General features: G+C 58.1%; 22 protein-coding genes. 17 read left to right on the top strand and 5 right to left on the bottom strand.

Translation table 11 applies throughout. The features are described from left to right. Positions 1–15 precede the first annotated feature (15 nt). The 3 genes from GH769_RS24795 to GH769_RS24785 all read right to left on the bottom strand — a co-directional run bounded on the left by GH769_RS24795 (position 16) and on the right by GH769_RS24785 (position 3,992). The gene (locus GH769_RS24795) at positions 16–2,406 is read right to left on the bottom strand and encodes a TonB-dependent siderophore receptor (protein ID WP_014720594.1); all 2,391 of its coding nucleotides are present in this window, start codon (positions 2,404–2,406) and stop codon (positions 16–18) included. 135 nt (positions 2,407–2,541) lie between these two features. Continuing rightward, complete coding sequence (locus tag GH769_RS24790; protein WP_032901520.1) at positions 2,542–3,486, bottom strand: FecR domain-containing protein; 945 nt, start codon at positions 3,484–3,486, stop codon at positions 2,542–2,544. Further along, complete coding sequence (locus GH769_RS24785) at positions 3,486–3,992, bottom strand: sigma-70 family RNA polymerase sigma factor (protein WP_032901518.1); 507 nt, start codon at positions 3,990–3,992, stop codon at positions 3,486–3,488. Before GH769_RS24785 ends, GH769_RS24790 begins: the two co-directional genes overlap by 1 nt. 541 nt (positions 3,993–4,533) lie before the next feature. Here GH769_RS24785 and mnmG point away from each other — a divergent pair. From mnmG to GH769_RS24700, 17 genes are all read left to right on the top strand, one after another. Further along, positions 4,534–6,426, top strand: a complete 1,893-nt coding sequence (gene mnmG, locus GH769_RS24780; protein ID WP_014720591.1) for a tRNA uridine-5-carboxymethylaminomethyl(34) synthesis enzyme MnmG — start codon at positions 4,534–4,536, stop codon at positions 6,424–6,426. Beyond that, complete coding sequence (gene rsmG / locus GH769_RS24775) at positions 6,423–7,067, top strand: 16S rRNA (guanine(527)-N(7))-methyltransferase RsmG (RefSeq protein WP_020302581.1); 645 nt, start codon at positions 6,423–6,425, stop codon at positions 7,065–7,067. The genes mnmG and rsmG overlap by 4 nt, the downstream gene beginning before the upstream one ends. An 18-nt stretch (positions 7,068–7,085) precedes the next feature. Next, positions 7,086–7,883 (top strand): ParA family protein, encoded by a 798-nt coding sequence (locus GH769_RS24770; RefSeq protein WP_003195891.1) that lies wholly within the window; start codon positions 7,086–7,088, stop codon positions 7,881–7,883. A 9-nt stretch (positions 7,884–7,892) separates the two neighbouring features. After that, positions 7,893–8,765, top strand: coding sequence for a ParB/RepB/Spo0J family partition protein (locus tag GH769_RS24765; RefSeq protein WP_003195890.1), 873 nt, complete (start codon positions 7,893–7,895; stop codon positions 8,763–8,765). A gap of 148 nt (positions 8,766–8,913) precedes the next feature. Then, positions 8,914–9,321, top strand: coding sequence for a F0F1 ATP synthase subunit I (locus tag GH769_RS24760; protein ID WP_010565865.1), 408 nt, complete (start codon positions 8,914–8,916; stop codon positions 9,319–9,321). A gap of 16 nt (positions 9,322–9,337) precedes the next feature. After that, positions 9,338–10,207, top strand: coding sequence for a F0F1 ATP synthase subunit A (gene atpB / locus GH769_RS24755; protein WP_014720589.1), 870 nt, complete (start codon positions 9,338–9,340; stop codon positions 10,205–10,207). A gap of 133 nt (positions 10,208–10,340) precedes the next feature. Further along, positions 10,341–10,598, top strand: a complete 258-nt coding sequence (atpE, locus tag GH769_RS24750) for a F0F1 ATP synthase subunit C (protein ID WP_002555987.1) — start codon at positions 10,341–10,343, stop codon at positions 10,596–10,598. Between the two features lie 56 nt (positions 10,599–10,654). Next, positions 10,655–11,125 (top strand): F0F1 ATP synthase subunit B, encoded by a 471-nt coding sequence (locus GH769_RS24745; protein ID WP_003195835.1) that lies wholly within the window; start codon positions 10,655–10,657, stop codon positions 11,123–11,125. Positions 11,126–11,137: 12 nt separating this feature from the next. Further along, a complete protein-coding gene (locus GH769_RS24740) occupies positions 11,138–11,674 on the top strand; it encodes a F0F1 ATP synthase subunit delta (protein WP_003195833.1) in 537 nt (178 codons plus the stop codon). Positions 11,675–11,695: 21 nt separating this feature from the next. Beyond that, positions 11,696–13,240 carry a F0F1 ATP synthase subunit alpha gene (gene atpA / locus GH769_RS24735; RefSeq protein WP_003195831.1) on the top strand — a complete coding sequence of 515 codons (1,545 nt, stop codon included), beginning with the start codon at positions 11,696–11,698 and terminating at the stop codon, positions 13,238–13,240. A 50-nt stretch (positions 13,241–13,290) separates the two neighbouring features. Further along, positions 13,291–14,151, top strand: coding sequence for a F0F1 ATP synthase subunit gamma (atpG, locus tag GH769_RS24730; protein WP_005792602.1), 861 nt, complete (start codon positions 13,291–13,293; stop codon positions 14,149–14,151). 27 nt (positions 14,152–14,178) lie between these two features. Then, the gene (atpD, locus tag GH769_RS24725) at positions 14,179–15,555 is read left to right on the top strand and encodes a F0F1 ATP synthase subunit beta (protein ID WP_003195827.1); all 1,377 of its coding nucleotides are present in this window, start codon (positions 14,179–14,181) and stop codon (positions 15,553–15,555) included. 44 nt (positions 15,556–15,599) lie between these two features. Beyond that, on the top strand, positions 15,600–16,016 hold the full coding sequence (locus GH769_RS24720) for a F0F1 ATP synthase subunit epsilon (RefSeq protein ID WP_003195825.1): 417 nt from the start codon (positions 15,600–15,602) through the stop codon (positions 16,014–16,016). A gap of 122 nt (positions 16,017–16,138) precedes the next feature. Beyond that, positions 16,139–17,506 (top strand): bifunctional UDP-N-acetylglucosamine diphosphorylase/glucosamine-1-phosphate N-acetyltransferase GlmU, encoded by a 1,368-nt coding sequence (glmU, locus tag GH769_RS24715; protein WP_014720587.1) that lies wholly within the window; start codon positions 16,139–16,141, stop codon positions 17,504–17,506. A 238-nt stretch (positions 17,507–17,744) separates the two neighbouring features. After that, positions 17,745–18,512 (top strand): DeoR/GlpR family DNA-binding transcription regulator, encoded by a 768-nt coding sequence (locus tag GH769_RS24710; RefSeq protein WP_032901516.1) that lies wholly within the window; start codon positions 17,745–17,747, stop codon positions 18,510–18,512. Between the two features lie 10 nt (positions 18,513–18,522). Then, positions 18,523–20,355: a glutamine--fructose-6-phosphate transaminase (isomerizing) gene (gene glmS, locus GH769_RS24705; RefSeq protein ID WP_014720585.1), complete on the top strand. Its 1,833-nt coding sequence runs from the start codon at positions 18,523–18,525 to the stop codon at positions 20,353–20,355. A gap of 84 nt (positions 20,356–20,439) precedes the next feature. Next, complete coding sequence (locus tag GH769_RS24700; RefSeq protein WP_014720584.1) at positions 20,440–20,805, top strand: hypothetical protein; 366 nt, start codon at positions 20,440–20,442, stop codon at positions 20,803–20,805. Positions 20,806–20,972: 167 nt separating this feature from the next. Here the strand turns inward: GH769_RS24700 and GH769_RS24695 are convergent, their stop codons facing one another. Beyond that, positions 20,973–21,905 carry a phosphatidate cytidylyltransferase gene (locus GH769_RS24695; RefSeq protein ID WP_014720583.1) on the bottom strand — a complete coding sequence of 311 codons (933 nt, stop codon included), beginning with the start codon at positions 21,903–21,905 and terminating at the stop codon, positions 20,973–20,975. A gap of 1 nt (position 21,906) precedes the next feature. Beyond that, the gene (locus GH769_RS24690; protein ID WP_032901856.1) at positions 21,907–22,527 is read right to left on the bottom strand and encodes a 1-acyl-sn-glycerol-3-phosphate acyltransferase; all 621 of its coding nucleotides are present in this window, start codon (positions 22,525–22,527) and stop codon (positions 21,907–21,909) included. Positions 22,528–22,531 lie beyond the last annotated feature (4 nt).

The following is a 22,531-nucleotide window of genomic DNA, read 5'->3' as shown; positions in this document are numbered from 1 at the left end:
AGTTATCCACACCGTCTACCAGTTGTAAGACACCGTACCGAGCAAGGTACGGCTGTCGCCCCAATAGCAACGCCCCGCATCGTTGCAACCGGATACATATTCCTTGTCGAACAGGTTCTTGGCGTTCAGGTCCACCGACCAGTGTGGGTTGATCTGATAACCCAGTGCCGCATCCACCAAGGTGACGCTACCTGCGTCCAGCTTCCCGTAGAGCGTAGGCGGGGTGTAGGAAAAGGTACTGTCGAAATAGCGCACCCCGCCGCCCACGGAGAAACCCTTGAGTTGGCCGTCGAGAAAGCGATATTTGCCCCACACCGAAGCCTGGTTACGCGGCACGCCCGTCATCTGACGGCCTTCTACCAGCGAAGTGGCCGAATCCTTGGTTATCCGGGCGTCGGTGTAGGTATAGGCTGCCGTCACGTTGAAGTTGGAGCTGATGTTACTGTTGACCTCGACTTCCACGCCCTTGGCGCGACTTTCACCGACTTGGCGATAGCTGTTGGTGGTGGCATCAAGGTAGGTATCGTCCTGCTTGCGCAGGTCATACACCGACACGGTCATCGCCGTATCCCAGCCGATCGGTTCGTACTTAACGCCCACTTCGTATTGGCTGCTGGTGATCGGTTTCAACGGCGAGCCGGCGTTGGAGATCTGCTGCACGGGGACAAACGCGGTGGAATAGCTGACATACGGCGTAAGGCCGTTGTCGAACTGGTACATCACCCCGCCCTGGTAAGTGAATTTACGATCCTGTGAGTTGATATTGCTCGATGGCTTGACCTTGTCTCGGTAATCGCTGTCGACCCAGTCCTGGCGGCCGCCGAGCAGAAAGAGCCAATGGTCGTATTTGCTTTGGATCTGTGCATAAACCCCTTTCATCTGCTGTTCAAGCAAAGTGTTTTGCACTGCCAGGGGAGTGAGCGGGTCGCGCAGGTACACCGGGTTATACACATCGATGGTGCCGGCGAAACCCGCATCCCAGTCTTGATTGAACGAGGTTCGGTCATAGCTGGCGCCCAATAGCACTGTGTTTTCCACACTGCCCAACTGGAACTTGCCTTCGAGCTGGTTATCCAGGGAATAGACCATCGACTTGTTGTAGCGGTCGTAGGCGTTCATGTTCAGCCGGGTGCCGAAGCCACCGTTATTCAATGAGCCAGGCCAGGTTTCGTGCCGGTTGATACGTGACTGCATATAGCGCGAGTTCTGACGGAACTGCCAGTCATCATTGAAGCTGTGGCTGAACTCATAGCCGGTGCTCCACGCTTCGCGTTCAAAGGTGTTCCAGTCCGGGTTGCCCAGCAAGGTGTGTTTGGACAGCTTGCCGTTGGGATTTGTAAGCAGGGTACCGGCGGCGGGTAGGCCGAGTTCCAGGTTGGTATGGTCTTTCTGATAGTTGGCCAGCAGCGTCAGGGTGTTGTAGTCGTCGAAGTTCAGGGTCAAGGATGGCGCGATATACAGACGATCGTCCGGAACGTGATCGGTCTGCGTGTCGGATTTACGCCCCAGCATCACCACCCGACCCAGGATAGTGTCACTGTCGTTGAGCGGGCCCGAGATATCCACACCCAACTGGCGTCGATTATTCGAACCATAACTCACCTGCACCTCGCCTTGCGGGGTTGCAGTCGGGTGTTTACTCACCAGATTAACCAAGCCACCGGGTGCGTTTTCACCGTAGAGCAGGGAAGAAGGACCGCGGAAAATCTCGACCCGTTCCAGGCCGTAGGGTTCGCTGGTGGTGTCGTATCGATTGCCTTGAACTCGCAGACCATCTCGCAGCAGGCCGTAGCCGTAATCCGTGGCGTTGAAACCGCGTATGAAAAACAGATCGCCTGCCAAGCCGTCGCCCGCCGCGAACGGTGGGGCGAAGATTCCCGGTACGTAGCCCAGCACTTCTGTCAGGGTCTGGGACTTCTGGTCCTTGATACGCTGGCCAGTGACAACGGACACCGAACGCGGGGTCTCGGACAGCGGTGTGCTGGTCTTCGTGCCGATCCGGCTGCTCTGAGCCTTGTAGCCTACATCCCCGGCGATCTCTTGATTGAAGCCGCCCTGTTGATAAGCGTTGACGGTGGTAGGGGCCAAGGTCAATTGGCCAGCAGGTGCCGCCTGTAATACATAGCTGCCGGGAGCCTGTGCGACCGCCTGCAGGTCCGAGTTCTGCAACAGTAGCGCAAAGCCCTGGTCCACCGAATAGTCACCTTGCAGCCCTGGCGTATTCAAACGCGCCGTTTGCTGTGGCGAGAAGGACAGAATCACATTGGCCTTGGCGGCAAACTGGCTCAAGGCGTTGTCCAGCGGGCCTGCGGCAATGGCAAAGTGTTGCGTTGCGCTGGCGGCCATGACGGTGGTGGATAACAACACACCGGTCGTAGCGGTGATGAACTGCAGACCGTACGTCATGCCATGGCAGGAAAGTCGTTTGCGGAGCGGGGTGGGAAGGCGCATAGGTGAGTAAGCCCTGAAGGTAGCGTCGTGATTACCTGTAGGGCCGCACCAGGTCAAAAAAAGATAACCCCTCTGTGGATTATTTTTCGATTAGCCGATCCGGGTGACCGACACCCAATAGCGCGTAAAGTATTTCACTTGAATCGGCAGGCTCGCTTGCAGGTTAGCGAGGACGGCATCGGTTGAGTCCAGACGGAATGTCCCGGAAACGCGTAGGCCCGCAGAGGCTGGGTCGCAGTGCAATACGCCCGGCCGATAGCGCGCCAACTCATCGATAACTTCTCCTAGCCGAGCATCGAGCACGATCAGTTGGCCATCGACCCAGGCGGCCTGTACACCGCCATATCGCTGGGCAGGGCGCACATTGTGCCGATCAAACTCTGCGCTCTCACCCGCGCCCATAGTGCGGCGAAGTTCGGGTTGGTCGCCGGGGGATATCTCAACCCGTTCTTCCAAGACGCCCACCCGCGTGGCATCCGGCAGTTGGCGCACAGTAAACCGAGTGCCCAGCGCCTTGACCCGGCCTTGGCGAGTTTCTACATAAAACGGTAAGTACCCACCCCGCGTGCCGGTGTGGATAAGTACTTCACCCTCGCGCAGACGGATCAAACGTTGGTACCCGTCAAAGGCCACATCGATAGCGGTATGAGTATTGAGATTGATCTGCGTGCCATCCGCCAACTCGATGCGCCGCCTCTGGCCCACCGACGTGCGGTAATCAGCCCATGCGTTACCCAACGACGTATGTTGCTGGACGTTCCAGCCCAGGTAGCCACTGCCGCCAAGCACCAGCATCCACTTGAGTACCTGGCGCCGCTGTTGCGTGGTGGATAACGCGCGGCGTGTGAGATCAGGGGGCAGGCCACCGAGGCTGCGTTGCAACTGCTCCATCTGGTCCCAAGCCGCCTGGTGGGACGGGTCATGATTAAGCCACTGCTGCCAGGCTTGATGTTGTGCGGGCGTCGGTGATTGCGACTGGAATTGCACATACCAACTGGCAGCGACCTCGAACGTCTTGCGGTCAGGGCTGACCATTACCGGCTGGCCATGATCAGGGAGCACTCGGTGAGGGCACGGATCATGTGTTTCTTCACCGTGGTCAGCGATACCTGCAGTAGATCGGCGATCTGTTGATAAGTCAGCCCTTCAATCTGTGCCAGCATGAAAATTCGCCGTGCACGCTCACCCAGCCCAGACAGCGCTTTATCCACAGCCACCAGGGTTTCGATGATGATTGCCTTGTCTTCCTCACTGATAGCCGTGGCTTCAGGACGCTCTGCCAGGGTCTGCCTGTAGGCCTGCTCGATGGCATGCCGGCGATACCGATCAATCACCAGGCCCCTGGCGATGGTGGCCAGATAGTCCCGTGGTTCGAGGATCTGCGCCGCATGTCGTCCACCGAGCATGCGCACGAACGTGTCGTGGGCCACATCGGCTGCATCGCTGGCGTTATGCAATTTTCCCTTGAGCCATCCGCGCAACCACGAATGGTGCTGTTCATAGATGTGGTGGACCGCTGCGGTATGTGAGGAGGGAGGCATAGGCGCGACAAGGCAGGTTAATGATAATCGCTATTATTAACTGGCCCAGTGTTTTCCCACAATAGATCTGTTTTTGTCCCACCCGGGATTAATTCCCAGCTTTGCCGTGGACGAAATCGGCCGTTTCTGTGGATTAAGCCCTGTGAATAACCGCTCCTGTGCCCAGTTGATAACAGGGCGTGAAACCTGCGTAAAAACCCATCTGTGGATAACCGGTCGTTTAATCCACAGGCTTAAAGCACTTATCCAAGGGCCTCATTGGCAGATGACCACAACGTTTTGAGTCGCTGTACACATTGTAAATAAAGGCCTGTAGAGATCTATCCACAGAAATGTTGCTCAGTATAAATAAACATAAAAACAAAGATTTAATAAATTTCTCTCTTTTAATTTCTATTGTCTGTGATTCATCCACAGCTGGTTAAATTTTGTGCAAAGGGTTCTTTAGGAAGCCCTAAGTCCCTATACTTGCCCGCAAAGCTCTAAAACCCTTTCAACAAACAATTCCTGATTACCTACATAAGCAGGCACGAGGTGCGTGGTGGATTTCCCTTCCCGTTTTGAAGTGATCGTCATCGGCGGCGGTCATGCCGGTACCGAGGCAGCACTGGCGTCAGCACGCATGGGTGTAAAAACCCTGTTGCTGACGCATAACGTGGAAACCCTCGGTGCCATGAGTTGCAACCCCGCAATTGGCGGGATTGGCAAAAGCCATCTGGTCAAGGAAATCGATGCCCTTGGCGGGGTAATGGCGATGGCCACCGACAAGGGTGGTATTCAATTTCGCGTGCTCAACAGCCGTAAAGGCCCGGCCGTACGTGCTACCCGGGCTCAGGCCGACCGCATCCTGTACAAGGCAGCGGTACGCGAAACCCTGGAAAACCAGCCGAACCTGTGGATATTTCAGCAGGCCGCCGATGACTTGATCGTCGAGCAGGACCAGGTACGTGGTGTTGTTACACAAATGGGTCTGCGTTTTCATGCAGATTCGGTCGTACTGACCACGGGCACGTTCCTGGGCGGACTTATCCACATCGGTATGCAAAATTATTCCGGTGGCCGTGCCGGTGACCCGCCGTCGATCGCCCTGGCAAAACGTCTGCGTGAACTACCGCTGCGCGTCGGCCGCTTGAAAACCGGGACCCCGCCACGCATTGATGGGCGTTCTGTGGATTTCTCGATGATGACCGAGCAAGCCGGCGACACGCCGATCCCGGTCATGTCGTTCATGGGTTCCAAAGAACAGCACCCGAAACAGGTCAGCTGCTGGATTACCCACACCAACGCCCGTACCCACGAAATCATTGCCGCGAACCTTGATCGTTCGCCGATGTATTCCGGGGTGATCGAAGGCATTGGCCCGCGGTATTGCCCGTCGATCGAAGACAAGATCCACCGCTTTGCCGACAAGGAAAGCCACCAGGTCTTTATCGAACCCGAAGGCCTGACCACCCACGAGCTGTACCCCAACGGAATTTCCACTTCGCTGCCGTTCGATGTGCAAATCCAGATCGTGCAGTCGATTCGCGGTATGGAAAACGCGCACATCGTGCGTCCGGGCTACGCCATCGAGTACGACTACTTCGACCCGCGCGACCTGAAATACAGCCTGGAAACCAAAGTGATCGGTGGCCTGTTCTTCGCCGGCCAAATCAACGGCACCACCGGTTATGAAGAAGCCGGGGCCCAAGGTTTGCTGGCCGGGACCAACGCAGCATTGCGTGCACAGGGCAAAGACAGCTGGTGCCCGCGTCGCGATGAAGCCTACATCGGCGTATTGGTCGACGACCTGATTACTCTGGGTACCCAGGAACCGTACCGGATGTTCACATCTCGGGCGGAATACCGTCTGATCCTGCGCGAAGACAACGCCGACCTGCGCTTGACCGAAAAAGGTCGCGAGCTGGGCCTGGTCGATGACGCCCGCTGGGCGGCCTTCTGCAAAAAACGCGAAAGCATTGCGCTCGAAGAACAGCGTCTGAAAAGTACCTGGGTTCGCCCGGGCACGGAGCAGGGCGACGCCATCGCAGAAAAATTCGGCACGCCGTTGACCCATGAGTACAACTTGCTCAACCTGCTTTCCCGTCCGGAAATCGACTACGCTGGTTTGGTCGAAGTGACAGGCCAGGGCGCTGAAGACCCACAAGTTGCCGAACAGGTGGAGATCAAGACCAAGTACGCCGGTTACATTGATCGCCAGCAGGACGAAATTGCTCGCCTGCGCGCCAGTGAAGACACCAAGCTGCCTGTGGATATCGACTACACCGGGATTTCCGGGTTGTCGAAAGAAATCCAAAGCAAGTTGGGGATAACTCGTCCGGAAACCCTCGGGCAGGCTTCACGTATTCCTGGCGTCACCCCGGCAGCCATCTCGCTGTTGATGATTCATTTGAAAAAACGCGGCGCGGGCCGTCAGTTGGAGCAAAGCGCTTGAGTTCGTTGGTCACCTCGCAACACGCCGAAGAGTTATCCACAGGAGCGCGCCAGTTGGGCGTTGCGCTGACCGAAGCCCAGCATGAGCTACTGCTGGGCTACCTCGCCCTGTTGATCAAATGGAACAAGGCTTACAACCTGACCGCAGTGCGTGATCCGGACGAAATGGTCTCGCGCCATCTGCTCGATAGTCTTAGTGTTATGCCATTCATCGAAAATGGTCGCTGGCTGGATGTCGGCAGCGGCGGCGGAATGCCCGGTATTCCGCTGGCGATTCTGTTTCCCGAGTCGCAAGTGACCTGCCTGGACAGCAACGGCAAGAAAACCCGCTTCCTGACCCAGGTCAAACTCGAACTCAAGCTGGACAACCTGCAAGTTATCCACAGCCGCGTCGAAGCCTTCACGCCTGAACAGCCCTTCAACGGAATTGTTTCCCGGGCGTTCAGCAGCATGGAGAACTTCAGCAACTGGACCCGCCACCTTGGCGATCGCGACACGCGCTGGCTGGCAATGAAGGGCGTCCATCCAAGCGACGAGCTGTTAGCATTGCCGGCAGACTTCCACCTCGATAGCGAACACGCCTTGGCCGTACCTGGTTGCCAAGGCCAACGCCATCTGCTGATACTGCGCCGCACGGCATGATTGGGAACACAAGCAAGAATGGCTAAGGTATTCGCGATAGCGAACCAGAAAGGTGGCGTGGGTAAAACCACCACCTGTATCAACCTCGCAGCATCCCTGGTCGCGACCAAGCGTCGGGTGCTGTTGATCGATCTCGATCCACAGGGCAACGCCACCATGGGTAGCGGTGTGGATAAACACGGCCTGGAAAACTCGGTCTACGATTTGCTGATTGGCGAATGCGACCTGGCCCAGGCCATGCATTATTCCGAGCACGGCGGTTACCAACTGCTGCCGGCCAACCGCGATCTGACCGCGGCGGAAGTGGTGTTGCTGGAAATGCAGATGAAAGAAAGCCGTCTGCGCAGCGCCCTGGCGCCCATTCGCGACAACTACGATTACATCTTGATCGACTGCCCACCGTCGCTGTCGATGCTCACGCTTAACGCGCTGGTGGCCGCCGATGGGGTAATTATCCCCATGCAGTGCGAGTACTACGCGTTGGAAGGCCTGAGCGACCTTGTGGATAACATCAAGCGCATTGCCGAGTTGCTCAACCCGAAACTGCAGATCGAAGGCTTGTTGCGGACCATGTTCGACCCGCGCCTGAGCCTGATGAACGATGTGTCGGCGCAGCTCAAGGAACACTTCGGTGACCAGCTGTACGACACCGTGATTCCACGCAACATCCGTCTGGCCGAAGCGCCAAGCTATGGCATGCCGGCGCTGGCGTACGACAAATCCTCGCGTGGCGCCATCGCCTACCTGGCATTGGCTGGCGAGATGGTTCGCCGCCAACGCCGTAATTCACGCACCGCTGCAGCCCAGCCAACTTAAGGAATCCCCATGGCCGTCAAGAAACGAGGTCTCGGACGTGGACTGGATGCACTGTTGAGTGGTCCGACCGTCACATCGCTTGAAGAACAAGCGGTGCAGGCCGACGAGCGCGAGCTGCAGCACTTGCCGCTGGACCTGATCCAGCGCGGCAAATACCAGCCACGTCGGGACATGGACCCCCAGGCCCTGGAAGAACTGTCCAACTCGATCAAGGCTCAGGGCGTGATGCAGCCCATCGTGGTGCGCCCCATTGGCGGTGGCCGCTTTGAGATTATCGCCGGGGAGCGCCGCTGGCGTGCCAGCCAGCAGGCCGGCAAGGAGACTATCCCGGCGATGGTGCGCGACGTGCCGGATGAAACCGCGATCGCCATGGCGCTGATCGAGAATATTCAGCGTGAAGACCTCAACCCGATCGAAGAAGCGATTGCGTTGCAGCGTTTGCAGCAGGAATTCCAGCTCACCCAGCAACAAGTGGCCGAGGCAGTGGGCAAGTCCCGCGTCACCGTGTCCAACTTGTTGCGTTTGATCGCGCTGCCGGAAGTGATCAAGACCATGTTGTCCCACGGCGACCTGGAAATGGGCCATGCCCGTGCGTTGCTCGGTTTGCCGGAAAATCAACAGGTTGAAGGGGCGCGACACGTTGTCGCACGAGGCCTGACCGTACGTCAGACTGAAGCGCTGGTGCGCCAATGGCTCAGCGGCAAACCTGCACCGGTGGAAACCGCCAAACCTGATCCGGATATCGCGCGACTCGAGCAGCGCCTGGCCGAGCGCCTGGGCTCTGCGGTGCAAATTCGTCACGGCAAGAAGGGCAAAGGGCAATTGGTCATCGGATATAACTCCCTTGACGAGCTTCAAGGCGTCCTTGCCCACATCCGCTGAAACATTTGCTTATGTAGCGCGTGATCGGAAATCACTACCCGACAGTTGAATAGGGGCTGAACCGCCCCTATACTCTGCGCGCATTTTGTCGGCACAAATTATGCCAAGTTATTGATTTCCGGCAGCCGACCATTGAGGAGCAAGAGTGATGGAAACCCGCACGCCAAACACGTTGCCGTTCCATCGCTTGGCTGTTTTTCCGGTTCTACTGGCTCAATTTGTCATTTTGCTGATCGCCGCATTGGCGCTCTGGTATTGGCATGGAGTCGTAGCCGGGTATTCAGGACTCTGCGGAGGCCTGATAGCCTTGCTGCCCAATATGTATTTTGCTCACAGGGCCTTTCGGTTTTCCGGCGCCCGAGCAGCCCAGGCTATCGTCCGGTCTTTTTATGCCGGCGAAGCAGGGAAACTGATTTTGACGGCAGTGCTGTTTGCACTGACCTTTGCAGGTGTGAAGCCATTGGCGCCGCTGGCTGTATTCGGCGTCTTCGTGTTGACCCAACTGGTCAGCTGGTTCGCTCCCCTGCTAATGAAAACAAGACTTTCGAAACCTTAGGGCGTTTGAGGCAACCATGGCAGAAACAACCGCTTCGGGCTATATCCAGCACCACTTGCAGAACCTGACCTTCGGTCAGCTTCCTAATGGCGGCTGGGGCTTTGCCCACACCGCAGCAGAAGCCAAAGAAATGGGTTTCTGGGCTTTCCACCTGGATACTCTGGGTTGGTCGGTCGCATTGGGTCTGATCTTCGTCCTGATTTTCCGCATGGCGGCAAAGAAGGCGACTTCGGGTCAGCCAGGTGCTTTGCAGAACTTCGTTGAAGTATTGGTCGAATTCGTCGATGGCAGCGTGAAAGACAGCTTCCATGGCCGTAGCCCGGTGATTGCACCGCTGGCACTGACCATCTTCGTCTGGGTGTTCCTGATGAACGCCGTCGACCTGATCCCGGTGGACTGGATTCCTCAGTTGGCCATGGCGATCTCCGGCGATCCGCACATTCCATTCCGCGCCGTATCCACCACTGACCCGAACGCCACACTGGGCATGGCTCTGTCGGTATTCGCGCTGATCATTTTCTACAGCATCAAGGTCAAGGGCATCGGCGGCTTCATCGGCGAACTGACCCTGCACCCGTTCGGCAGCAAGAACATCTTCGTTCAAGCCCTGCTGATCCCGGTGAACTTCCTGCTGGAATTCGTCACCCTGGTCGCCAAGCCGATTTCCCTGGCTCTGCGACTGTTCGGCAACATGTATGCCGGCGAGCTGGTGTTCATTCTGATCGCTGTGATGTTCGGCAGCGGCCTGCTCTGGCTTAGCGGCCTGGGCGTAGTTCTGCAGTGGGCGTGGGCTGTGTTCCACATCCTGATCATTACCCTGCAGGCCTTCATCTTCATGATGCTGACCATCGTCTACCTGTCGATGGCGCACGAAGAGAACCATTAAGACCAGTCTCGACTAGTCTGATGTCCTTCCCGGTCAAACGGGAAGGTGGCCCAACAGGGCTATGAAACGATTTGTTTTACCGCTTTAAAATCTAAAAAACCTAAACCATACGACGTAAAAGTCGGGAGGAAAGATGGAAACTGTAGTTGGTCTAACCGCTATCGCTGTTGCACTGTTGATCGGCCTGGGCGCCCTGGGTACTGCCATTGGTTTCGGCCTGCTGGGCGGCAAATTCCTGGAAGGCGCAGCGCGTCAGCCAGAAATGGTCCCAATGCTGCAAGTTAAAATGTTCATCGTCGCCGGCCTGCTCGACGCCGTGACCATGATCGGCGTTGGTATCGCACTGTTCTTCACCTTCGCGAACCCCTTCGTTGGTCAACTCGCTGGCTAATCACTCGAATTTTCGAGTGATTGGGGTGATGGACAACGAATGAGCGAGGTGTTGGCGTGAACATTAATGCAACCCTGATTGGCCAATCCGTTGCGTTCTTCATTTTTGTAGTGTTTTGCATGAAGTTCGTGTGGCCTCCGGTCATCGCGGCTTTGCACGAACGTCAGAAGAAGATCGCGGATGGTTTGGACGCTGCCAGCCGTGCAGCTCGCGACCTGGAGTTGGCCCACGAGAAAGTGGGTCAGCAACTGCGCGAAGCTAAAGCACAGGCAGCCGAGATCATTGAGCAAGCCAAGAAACGCGGTAACCAGATCGTCGAAGAGGCTGTTGAAAAAGCCCGCGTCGAAGCTGACCGTGTGAAGGCTTCGGCTCATGCCGAGATCGAACAGGAACTGAACGGTGTCAAAGACGCGCTGCGTGCCCAACTGGGTGCTCTGGCCGTTGGCGGTGCTGAGAAGATCCTCGGTGCCACAATCGATCAAAACGCGCACGCGGAGCTGGTTAACAAACTGGCTGCTGAAATTTAAGCGAGGGCGATCATGGCAGAACTGACCACGTTGGCCCGACCTTACGCTAAGGCAGCCTTCGAGCACGCCCAGGCCCACCAGCAGCTGGCCTCTTGGTCAGCCATGCTCGGCCTGGCTGCAGCAGTGTCGCAAGACGACACCATGCAGCGCGTGCTCAAGGCCCCGCGCCTGACGAGCGCAGACAAGGCCGCCACTTTTATTGAAGTGTGCGGCGACAAGTTTGATGTGAAGGTGCAGAACTTCATCCACGTCATTGCCGAAAACGACCGTCTCCCGCTATTGCCGGAGATCGCCGCTCTGTTCGACCTGTACAAGGCCGAAGCAGAGAAATCGGTAGACGTTGAAGTGACCAGTGCTTTCGCATTGAACCAAGAACAGCAAGACAAACTCGCCAAGGTTCTCAGTGCACGACTCAATCGGGAAGTGCGCCTGCAAGCTTCGGAGGACGCATCGCTTATTGGTGGTGTTGTTATCCGTGCCGGCGACCTGGTTATCGATGGCTCGATTCGCGGCAAAATCGCGAAACTTGCCGAAGCATTGAAATCTTGAGTTTGAAGGGGCAGCAGAGCAATGCAGCAACTCAATCCTTCCGAAATAAGTGAAATTATCAAGGGCCGCATCGACAAGCTCGATGTGACCTCCCAAGCCCGTAACGAAGGCACTGTCGTCAGCGTATCTGACGGCATCGTGCGGATTCACGGTCTGGCCGACGTCATGTACGGCGAGATGATCGAGTTTCCGGGCGGCGTCTACGGTATGGCCCTCAACCTGGAGCAAGACTCCGTAGGTGCCGTTGTATTGGGCGCGTACACCAGTCTGGCTGAAGGCATGAGCGCCAAGTGCACAGGCCGCATCCTGGAAGTTCCGGTTGGTAAGGAACTGCTGGGTCGCGTAGTCGACGCACTGGGTAACCCTGTTGACGGTAAAGGTCCACTGGGCAACACCGAGACCGACGCGGTCGAGAAAGTTGCTCCAGGCGTGATCTGGCGTAAGTCGGTAGACCAGCCTGTACAGACTGGCTACAAGGCTGTCGATGCCATGATCCCGGTCGGCCGTGGCCAGCGTGAGCTGATCATCGGTGACCGTCAGATCGGTAAAACCGCTCTGGCCATCGACGCGATCATCAACCAGAAAGACAGCGGCATTTTCTGCGTCTACGTAGCCATCGGTCAGAAGCAATCGACCATCGCCAACGTAGTTCGCAAGCTGGAAGAAAACGGCGCCCTGGCCAACACGATCATCGTGGCTGCCAGTGCTTCGGAATCTCCTGCGCTGCAATTCCTGGCACCGTACTCCGGTTGCACCATGGGTGAATTCTTCCGCGACCGCGGTGAAGACGCGCTGATCGTTTATGACGATCTGTCCAAGCAAGCAGTGGCTTACCGCCAGATTTCCCTGCTGCTGCGCCGTCCACCAGGCCGTGAAGCCTACCCAGGCGACGTGTTCTATCTCCACTCCCGTCTGCTGGAGCGCGCATCCCGCGTTTCCGAAGAGTACGTAGAGAAGTTCACCAACGGCGCAGTGACCGGCAAAACCGGTTCCCTGACCGCACTGCCGATCATCGAAACCCAGGCTGGCGACGTTTCCGCGTTCGTTCCGACCAACGTGATTTCCATCACCGACGGTCAGATCTTCCTGGAATCGGCCATGTTCAACTCGGGCATCCGCCCTGCAGTGAACGCCGGTGTTTCGGTATCCCGTGTGGGTGGTGCCGCTCAGACCAAGATCATCAAGAAGCTCTCCGGTGGTATCCGTACCGCTCTGGCTCAGTACCGTGAACTGGCGGCATTCGCCCAGTTCGCTTCTGACCTGGACGAAGCGACCCGTAAGCAACTTGAGCATGGTCAGCGCGTTACCGAGCTGATGAAGCAGAAGCAATACGCCCCAATGTCGATCGCTGACATGGCGTTGTCGCTGTATGCCGCTGAGCGTGGGTTCCTGACCGACGTTGAAATCGCCAAGGTCGGCAGCTTTGAACAAGCGCTGATTGCTTACTTCAACCGCGATCACGCCGAATTGATGGCGAAGATCAACGTGAAGGGTGACTTCAATGACGATATCGACGCTGGCATGAAAGCCGGTATCGAGAAGTTCAAGGCCACCCAAACCTGGTAAGCCGCAGCGGGAGCCGCAAGGCTTCCGCTTGCTAACCTGATAGGTGTTACATGGCAGGCGCAAAAGAGATTCGCAGTAAGATTGCGAGCATCAAAAGCACGCAAAAAATTACCAGCGCCATGGAAAAAGTGGCGGTCAGCAAAATGCGCAAGGCACAAATGCGCATGGCTGCTAGCCGTCCTTATGCGGAGCGTATCCGCCAGGTAATTGGGCATCTGGCCAACGCCAACCCGGAATACCGCCACCCGTTCATGATCGAGCGCGCCGTCAAGCGTGCAGGTTATGTGGTAGTGAGCAGTGACCGTGGTTTGTGCGGTGGTCTGAATACCAACCTGTTCAAGGCCCTGGTCAAGGACATGGCGGTAAACCGCGAAAACGGCGTCGAGATCGATCTGTGTGTTGTTGGTAGCAAGGGTGCGGCCTTTTTCCGCAACTTCGGCGGTAACGTCGTTGCAGCTATCAGCCACCTGGGTGAAGAGCCGTCGATCAATGATTTGATCGGCAGTGTGAAGGTGATGCTGGATGCGTACCTGGAAGGCCGGATTGACCGCCTGTCCGTGGTATCCAACAAGTTCATCAACACCATGACCCAGCAGCCAACCGTGGAGCAATTGATTCCACTGGTGGCAACCCCGGATCAGGAACTCAAGCACCACTGGGACTACCTCTACGAACCAGACGCCAAAGAGCTGCTTGACGGCTTGATGGTGCGCTACGTGGAGTCGCAGGTGTACCAGGCGGTGGTCGAGAACAACGCAGCTGAACAAGCGGCGCGGATGATCGCGATGAAAAACGCTACCGATAACGCCGGTGATCTGATCAGCGATTTGCAGCTGATCTACAACAAGGCGCGTCAGGCTGCGATCACCCAAGAGATCTCGGAAATCGTCGGCGGCGCTGCCGCGGTTTAACGGTTCAAATATTCAGAGGATCCAGCTATGAGTAGCGGACGTATCGTTCAAATCATCGGCGCCGTTATCGACGTGGAATTTCCACGCGACAGCGTACCGAGCATCTACAACGCGCTGAAAGTACAAGGCGCGGAAACTACCCTGGAAGTTCAGCAGCAGCTGGGCGACGGCGTAGTTCGTACCATTGCGATGGGTTCCACCGAAGGCTTGAAGCGCGGTCTGGACGTTGTCGACACTGGCGCTGCCATCTCCGTACCGGTCGGTAAAGCGACCCTGGGCCGGATCATGGACGTACTGGGCAACCCGATCGACGAAGCTGGCCCGATTGCCACCGAAGAGCGCTGGGGCATTCACCGCGCAGCACCTTCGTTCGCAGAACAAGCGGGCGGCAACGACCTGCTGGAAACCGGCATCAAGGTTATCGACCTGGTTTGCCCGTTCGCCAAAGGCGGTAAAGTCGGTCTGTTCGGTGGTGCCGGTGTAGGCAAGACCGTAAACATGATGGAACTGATCCGTAACATCGCCATCGAGCACAGCGGTTATTCCGTGTTCGCAGGTGTGGGTGAGCGTACTCGTGAGGGTAACGACTTCTACCACGAGATGAAGGACTCCAACGTTCTGGACAAAGTGGCACTGGTTTACGGTCAGATGAACGAGCCGCCGGGAAACCGTCTGCGCGTAGCCCTGACTGGCCTGACCATGGCCGAGAAATTCCGTGACGAAGGTAACGACGTTCTGCTGTTCGTCGACAACATCTACCGTTACACCCTGGCCGGTACTGAAGTATCCGCACTGCTGGGCCGTATGCCTTCTGCAGTAGGTTACCAGCCGACCCTGGCTGAAGAGATGGGCGTTCTGCAAGAACGTATCACTTCGACCAAGGAAGGTTCGATCACTTCGATCCAAGCGGTATACGTACCTGCGGATGACTTGACCGACCCGTCGCCAGCTACCACCTTCGCCCACTTGGACGCCACCGTCGTTCTGTCCCGTGACATCGCTTCCCTGGGTATCTACCCAGCGGTCGATCCACTCGACTCGACTTCGCGCCAGCTGGACCCGAACGTGATCGGCCAGGAGCACTACGACACCGCTCGCGGCGTTCAGTACGTGCTGCAGCGTTACAAAGAACTGAAGGACATCATTGCGATCCTGGGTATGGACGAGCTGTCGGAAGCCGACAAGCAGTTGGTAAACCGTGCTCGTAAGATCCAGCGTTTCTTGTCGCAGCCGTTCTTCGTGGCTGAAGTCTTCACCGGTGCTTCGGGTAAATACGTTTCCCTGAAAGACACCATTGCTGGCTTCAAAGGCATCCTCAACGGTGACTACGACCACCTGCCAGAACAAGCGTTCTACATGGTCGGCGGCATCGAAGAAGCGATCGAGAAAGCCAAGAAACTGTAATCCTGGCGCCCGGAAACGGGCGCTCATCAGGTTGAGGCAATCAGATGGCTATGACAGTCCATTGCGATATCGTCAGCGCGGAAGGGGAAATTTTCTCCGGTCTGGTCGAGTTTGTAACAGCGCACGGCGACTTGGGTGATCTTGGTATCGCCATGGGTCACGCCCCGCTGATCACAAGCTTGAAGCCAGGTCCGATCACTCTGACCAAGCAAGGCGGGGAACGTGAGGTGTTTTACATCTCCGGTGGTTTCCTTGAGGTTCAGCCGAACATGGTCAAGGTACTTGCCGACACCGTGCAACGTGCTGGCGACCTGGATGAAGCCTCCGCTCAGGAAGCCGTCAAGGCTGCCGAGAAGGCGCTGAACGAAAAAGGCGCAGACTTCGACTACAGCGCTGCTGCAGTCCGTCTGGCCGAGGCCGCAGCCCAGCTGCGTACTCTCCAGCAGATCCGCAAGAAGTAAGCGGCCACGCCGTTTTGCTTGATGCGTGATTGATTAAAAAGGGTAGCCTCGGCTACCCTTTTTCTTTTTTGCAAAACACTTCTTTGGTCTGAACCCGGACCGCCCAGGATTGGTAGCCATTCATGTCTCTTGAAATCGTCATTCTCGCCGCAGGCCAGGGCACTCGTATGCGTTCGGCCCTGCCCAAGGTGCTGCACCCGGTCGCGGGCAATTCCATGCTGGGTCATGTTATCCACAGCGCCCGGCAACTGGACCCACAACGTATTCATGTGGTGATTGGCCACGGTGCCGATGTGGTCCGTGAGCGTCTGGCCGCGGACGACCTGAATTTCGTATTGCAAGACAAGCAACTGGGCACCGGCCACGCGACCGCGCAGGCTGTGCCTTTCATCACCGCGGACACGGTATTGATCCTCTACGGCGATGTACCGCTGATTGAAGTGGAAACCTTACAACGCCTGCTCAAGCACGTGGTGCCTGGCCAGATGGGCCTGCTCACCGTTGAGCTGGATGACCCTACGGGCTACGGCCGCATTGTGCGCAACGCCGACGGCAAGGTCGCCGCGATCGTCGAGCACAAAGATGCCAGCGAAGCCCAGCGCGCGATTACTGAAGGCAACACCGGCATTCTCGCGGTGCCTGCCAACAAGCTCGCCGATTGGATGAGCCGCCTGTCCAACAACAACGCCCAGGGCGAGTATTACCTCACCGACGTCATCGAGATGGCCGTCAGCGATGGCCTGCTGGTCGCCACCGAGCAGCCCCACCATCCGATGGAAGTGCAGGGCGCCAACGACCGCAAACAACTGGCAGAGCTGGAACGTCACTATCAACTGCGCGAAGGCCTGCGCCTGATGGCCCAGGGTGTGACCCTGCGAGACCCGGCGCGTTTCGATGTACGTGGCGAAGTCACGGTGGGCCGCGACATCCTGATCGATATCAATGTGATCCTCGAAGGCCGCGTGATCATTGAAGACGGTGTGGTGATCGGCCCGAACTGCGTGATCAAGGACAGCACCTTGCGCAAAGGCGTGGTGGTCAAGGCCAACAGCCATATCGACGGTGCGGTGATGGGCGAGGGCAGCGATGCCGGGCCGTTTGCGCGCTTGCGTCCGGGTAGCGAGCTGGGGGCCAAGGCCCATGTGGGGAACTTTGTCGAACTGAAAAACGCTCACCTGGGCGAAGGCGCCAAAGTCGGCCACCTGACTTACCTGGGCGATGCCGTCATCGGCGCCCGCACCAACATCGGCGCCGGCACCATCACCTGCAACTATGACGGTGCCAACAAGTACCAGACCACCATTGGTGAAGACGTGTTCATCGGCTCCAATAACTCGCTGGTTGCTCCGGTGACCATCGGCGATGGTTCCAACACCGCAGCGGGCTCGACCATCAACCAGGATGTGGATAAGTCCCAACTGGCGGTTGCCCGGGCTCGCCAACGCAACATCGACGGCTGGAAACGCCCGGTCAAAATCAAGAAGAGCTGAGTTATCCACAACTCCATACGTTGAGATTCACTCCTGTGGGAGCTGGCTTGCCTGCGATAGCGGTCTGACATTCATCATGATGTCGCCTGACACGCCGCTATCGCAGGCAAGCCAGCTCCCACAGTTGTTTAGTGGCATGTCCGAAAGCTCTACAAAAATGCCTTCCGCCTCTTGACGATCTTTCACCAATAGGTTTTGATTGCCTTCGTTATCTTTCGAAACGAAACTTATCACTACCATGTCGAAACGAAACACCCCCCAACGACGCCACAATATCCTGACCTTGCTCAACGAACAGGGCGAAGTCAGCGTGGACGAATTGGCCAAACATTTCGAAACTTCGGAAGTGACCATCCGCAAGGACCTTGCTGCCCTCGAAAGTAACGGCTTGCTCCTGCGTCGCTACGGCGGTGCAATCACTATGCCCCAAGAGCTGGTGGGTGACGCTGCCCAGCCCATCTCGGTCTACAAGCGCGCCATCGCCCGTGCGGCCGTGAAGCGTTTGCGTGAACATGCGCGCATCATCATCGACAGCGGCAGCACCACCGCCGCGATGATCCCCGAACTGGGCCATCAGCCGGGCCTGGTGGTGATGACCAACTCCCTGAACGTGGCCCGCGCCTTGAGCGAACTGGAACACGAACCGGTGCTGTTGATGACCGGGGGCACCTGGGACCCGCATTCGGATTCGTTCCAGGGCCAGGTCGCCGAGCAGGTCCTGCGTTCTTACGACTTTGACCAGCTGTTCATCGGTGCCGATGGCATCGATTTACAGCGCGGCACCACCACCTTCAACGAACTGCTGGGCTTGAGCCGCGTCATGGCCGAGGTCGCCCGTGAAGTGGTGGTGATGGTCGAATCCGACAAGATCGGCCGCAAGATTCCCAACCTGGAACTGCCCTGGAGCAGCGTCCATACCCTTATTACCGATGATCGCCTGCCGCTCGAGGCCCGCGACCAGATCCAAGCCCGCGGCATTACGCTGATATGCGCGGCAGTCATCTAGGAGAAGCACCATGTGTGGAATTGTTGGCGCAGTCGCCGAACGTAACGTTACTGCCATCCTGATCGAAGGCCTCAAGCGCCTCGAATACCGCGGCTACGATAGCGCCGGTGTGGCCGTCTTCACTAACGCCGGCAAGCTGGAGCGCATGCGCCGCCCGGGCAAGGTCAGCGAGTTGGACCAGGCCCTGGCCGGTGAGCCGCTGGTAGGTCGCTTAGGGATCGCCCACACCCGTTGGGCCACCCACGGTGCTCCGTGCGAGCGTAACGCTCACCCGCACTTCTCGGGCGACCTGGCGGTGGTGCACAACGGCATCATCGAAAACCATGAAGTGCTGCGTGAACAACTCAAGGGCCTGGGCTACGTCTTCACCTCGGACACTGACACCGAAGTGATCGCCCACCTGCTCAACCACAAGCTCAAGGACCACAGCGACCTGACCACCGCCCTCAAGGCCACGGTCAAAGAGCTGCACGGCGCCTACGGCCTGGCCGTGATCAGCGCGAGCCAGCCTGACCGCGTCGTGGCCGCCCGCAGCGGTAGCCCATTGGTAATTGGCCTGGGCCTGGGTGAGAACTTCCTTGCGTCCGACCAACTGGCCCTGCGCCAAGTGACCGACCGCTTCATGTACCTGGAAGAAGGCGACATTGCCGACATCCGCCGTGAAAGCGTGCAGATCTGGGACGTGAACGGTCAGTCCGTGGAACGTGAAGCCGTGCAATACCGCGACGGTGCCGAAGCCGCCGACAAGGGCGAGTTCCGCCACTTCATGCTCAAGGAAATCCACGAGCAGCCGTCCGTGGTACAGCGCACCCTGGAAGGTCGCCTGAGCCAGAACCAAGTGTTGGTGAATGCTTTCGGCCCGCAAGCCGCTGAACTGTTCGCCAAAGTGCGCAATGTGCAGATCGTCGCCTGCGGCACCAGCTACCACGCCGGTATGGTGGCGCGTTACTGGTTGGAAGAACTGGCCGGCATCCCATGCCAGGTCGAAGTCGCCAGCGAGTTCCGCTATCGCAAGGTGGTGGTGCAGCCCGACACCCTGTTCGTGACCATTTCCCAGTCCGGCGAAACCGCCGACACCCTGGCCGCCCTGCGCAACGCCAAGGAACTGGGCTTCCTCGGCAGCCTGGCGATCTGCAACGTCAGCATCAGCTCCCTGGTGCGTGAATCCGACCTGACCCTGCTGACCCAGGCCGGTCGTGAAATCGGTGTCGCCTCCACCAAGGCTTTCACCACCCAACTGGTGGGCCTGTTGCTGCTGACCCTGTCACTGGGCCAAGTACGCGGCACCCTCGCCGACGGTGTCGAAGCCACTCTGGTGGAAGAACTGCGCCGCCTGCCGACCCGCCTGGGCGAAGCCTTGGCCATGGACGGCACCGTGGAAAAAGTCGCCGAGCTGTTCGCCGACAAGAACCACACCCTGTTCCTCGGCCGTGGTGCGCAGTACCCGGTTGCGATGGAAGGCTCGCTGAAACTCAAGGAAATCTCGTACATCCACGCCGAAGCCTACCCGGCCGGCGAGCTGAAGCACGGCCCGTTGGCCCTGGTGGATGACGACATGCCAGTGGTCACCGTGGCGCCGAACAACGAACTGCTGGAGAAGCTCAAGTCCAACCTGCAGGAAGTACGCGCCCGTGGCGGCCAACTGATCGTCTTCGCTGACGAGAAGGCGGGAATGACCAATGGTGAAGGCACGCATGTAATCAACATGCCGCACATCCACGACACCCTGTCGCCGATCCTCTACACCATCCCGCTGCAGTTGCTGTCGTACTACGTCGCGGTGCTCAAGGGCACCGACGTTGACCAGCCGCGTAACCTGGCGAAGTCGGTGACGGTGGAGTAAGCCTTACTGGCGTACCCAAAAGGGGCTGTTTTCAACAGCCCCTTTTTTGTGTTTTGAATTCGCTCAATTCAAGGATGCGTATTGATGCAAAACCCTCCTGCTACCGTCCACGCACGTTTGCACAATCGCCGGTTCGTGGTCGCCAACAACGCCCAAGGGTTGTCCGGTACCGGCACCGTGTTTCATTACGAAGTCGAAGGCGGGGTGATTTCGAGCACTTACCAAGGTGGCCGAATTCGCCTGGGAACGCAGGTCGGGCGGGTGACCGGCCCAGATACTATCGAGCTGCTTTATCAGTGCGTCACCCTGGACGGGGAGCTGCTCGCAGGGTGGTCACGAGGCACGGTAGGTGTTGATCACGCCGGGCGCACTACCCTGAGTTTCGTTTGGGGCTGGCTATCGGGTGCGACCGGAGGCGGAGAGTCTAGCTATATCGAGATCACTGGCTAGAGGTATTGAAAGCACCATAAAACCTACAGGTAGGCGCATATCCCCTGTGGGAGCTGGCTTGCCTGCGAGGGCTGCGTGTCAGTCGCTGCATCTGTTACTGCACCACCGCCTTCGCAGGCAAGCCAGCTCCCACATTTGATCTCCATCGGGTTTGAGAAAGGGGTGGGTTAGGTCCACCAGTAGCGCACGAGATGAAAGAAGATCGGCGCCGCAAAGCACACCGAATCCAGCCGATCCAGCATCCCGCCGTGCCCTTCGATCATGTGGCCCCAGTCTTTCACCCCGCGGTCACGCTTGATCGCCGACATCACAATCCCTCCCGCAAACCCCAGCAGGTTGATCAGCAGCGCGATCAGGAATGATTGCCAGGGATTGAACGGTGTGGTCCACCACAGCGCTGCGCCGATCAGCGACGACAACAGGATCCCGCCGACAAAACCTTCCACGGTTTTCGACGGTGACAGGTTGGGCGCGATCTTGTGTTTGCCGAACAGCTTGCCGCACACGTACTGCAGCACGTCCGACAGTTGCACCACGATCACCAGATAGGCGATCAGCAGCAGGTTACGGCCTTCGTAACCCGGTATGTCCAATGTCAGCAGCGCCGGGACGAAAGACACGCAGAACACGGCGATCATCAACCCCCATTGCACCTTCGATGCCCGTTCCAGAAAGTGCGTACTGTCGCCGCCCAGGGAGGCGAGGATCGGCAGCAGCAGGAACACGTACACCGGGATGAAGATCGAGAACAGCCCATACCAGTCGGCGTAGATCAGCAGGTATTGCAGCGGCAGGGCCAGGTAAAACGCGGCCACCAGGGCCGGGTAGTCGCTGCGCCGGGTCGGGGTGAGGGTGAGAAATTCGCGCAGGGCGTAGAACGACACCGCGTAGAACAGCAGGATCACCGCGCCGGTGCCGAGCCAGAAGGCGATGCCGATGACCACCACCATCACCCACCAGGCGTTGATGCGGGCGTTGAGGTTGTCGATCACTGCATTCGGGCTGCCACGGGTGCGCAGCTTGAGGATCAGGCCGATCAGCGAGGCGATGACCAGGATCGCGCCGATGCCGCCAAATAACATCAGGGTTTGGCTATCCATCTCAGGAATGCTCCGGGGCAAGGGCGAGCAGGGCGTCGCGAGTGCGGGCGAGGAAGGCGGCTTTGTCTTCGCCTTCTTCCAATTGCAGGGGGGCACCGAAGCTGGTGGTGCATAACAACGGCAATGGCAATACGCGACCCTTGGGCATGACCCGGTTCAGGTTGGCTATCCACACAGGGACCAACTCGGCCTGTGGGTAACTCTTTGCCAAGTGGTACAAGCCGCTTTTGAACGGCAGCAAGCCATCCTCGAGATTGCGCGTGCCTTCGGGAAAGATGATCAACGAATCGCCGCCTTCCAGGGCCGCGAGCATGGGCATCAGTGGGTTATCCACAGGCTCTTTGCGCTCGCGGTCGATCAGCACGCCATTGAATACGCGGTTGATGATGTAGCGGCGCAACGCGCTCTTGTTCCAGTAATCGCTGCCGGCCACCGGGCGTGTGAACTTGCGCAGGTTCTGCGGCAGTGACGCCCACACCAGCACGAAGTCACCGTGGCTGCTGTGGTTGGCGAAATAGATGCGCTGCACCGGCACTGGCGCACACCCCAGCCACAGGCTGCGAGCGCCGGTGACGGTGCGGGCCATGGAGGTAATCAGCGTGGCGACCACGGGTTCGAACATGAGG

This window comes from Pseudomonas sp. CFSAN084952, from assembly GCF_009648855.1.
Taxonomy (GTDB): domain Bacteria; phylum Pseudomonadota; class Gammaproteobacteria; order Pseudomonadales; family Pseudomonadaceae; genus Aquipseudomonas; species Aquipseudomonas paracarnis.
Note: the sequence above shows the minus strand (reverse complement) of the source record. Positions and strands in the feature narration are given on the sequence as shown.

Excerpts from the sequence above, each read along its gene's own strand:
- GH769_RS24795 (WP_014720594.1), bottom strand. The coding sequence starts at position 2,406 with ATGACGTACGGTCTGCAGTTCATCACCGCTACGACCGGTGTGTTGTTA.
- GH769_RS24790 (WP_032901520.1), bottom strand. The coding sequence starts at position 3,486 with ATGGTCAGCCCTGACCGCAAGACGTTCGAGGTCGCTGCCAGTTGGTAT.
- GH769_RS24785 (WP_032901518.1), bottom strand. The coding sequence starts at position 3,992 with ATGCCTCCCTCCTCACATACCGCAGCGGTCCACCACATCTATGAACAG.
- GH769_RS24770 (WP_003195891.1), top strand. The coding sequence starts at position 7,086 with ATGGCTAAGGTATTCGCGATAGCGAACCAGAAAGGTGGCGTGGGTAAA.
- GH769_RS24765 (WP_003195890.1), top strand. The coding sequence starts at position 7,893 with ATGGCCGTCAAGAAACGAGGTCTCGGACGTGGACTGGATGCACTGTTG.
- GH769_RS24760 (WP_010565865.1), top strand. The coding sequence starts at position 8,914 with ATGGAAACCCGCACGCCAAACACGTTGCCGTTCCATCGCTTGGCTGTT.
- atpB (WP_014720589.1), top strand. The coding sequence starts at position 9,338 with ATGGCAGAAACAACCGCTTCGGGCTATATCCAGCACCACTTGCAGAAC.
- atpE (WP_002555987.1), top strand. The coding sequence starts at position 10,341 with ATGGAAACTGTAGTTGGTCTAACCGCTATCGCTGTTGCACTGTTGATC.
- GH769_RS24740 (WP_003195833.1), top strand. The coding sequence starts at position 11,138 with ATGGCAGAACTGACCACGTTGGCCCGACCTTACGCTAAGGCAGCCTTC.
- atpA (WP_003195831.1), top strand. The coding sequence starts at position 11,696 with ATGCAGCAACTCAATCCTTCCGAAATAAGTGAAATTATCAAGGGCCGC.
- atpG (WP_005792602.1), top strand. The coding sequence starts at position 13,291 with ATGGCAGGCGCAAAAGAGATTCGCAGTAAGATTGCGAGCATCAAAAGC.
- atpD (WP_003195827.1), top strand. The coding sequence starts at position 14,179 with ATGAGTAGCGGACGTATCGTTCAAATCATCGGCGCCGTTATCGACGTG.
- GH769_RS24720 (WP_003195825.1), top strand. The coding sequence starts at position 15,600 with ATGGCTATGACAGTCCATTGCGATATCGTCAGCGCGGAAGGGGAAATT.
- glmU (WP_014720587.1), top strand. The coding sequence starts at position 16,139 with ATGTCTCTTGAAATCGTCATTCTCGCCGCAGGCCAGGGCACTCGTATG.
- GH769_RS24710 (WP_032901516.1), top strand. The coding sequence starts at position 17,745 with ATGTCGAAACGAAACACCCCCCAACGACGCCACAATATCCTGACCTTG.
- glmS (WP_014720585.1), top strand. The coding sequence starts at position 18,523 with ATGTGTGGAATTGTTGGCGCAGTCGCCGAACGTAACGTTACTGCCATC.
- GH769_RS24700 (WP_014720584.1), top strand. The coding sequence starts at position 20,440 with ATGCAAAACCCTCCTGCTACCGTCCACGCACGTTTGCACAATCGCCGG.
- GH769_RS24695 (WP_014720583.1), bottom strand. The coding sequence starts at position 21,905 with ATGGATAGCCAAACCCTGATGTTATTTGGCGGCATCGGCGCGATCCTG.
- GH769_RS24690 (WP_032901856.1), bottom strand. The coding sequence starts at position 22,527 with ATGTTCGAACCCGTGGTCGCCACGCTGATTACCTCCATGGCCCGCACC.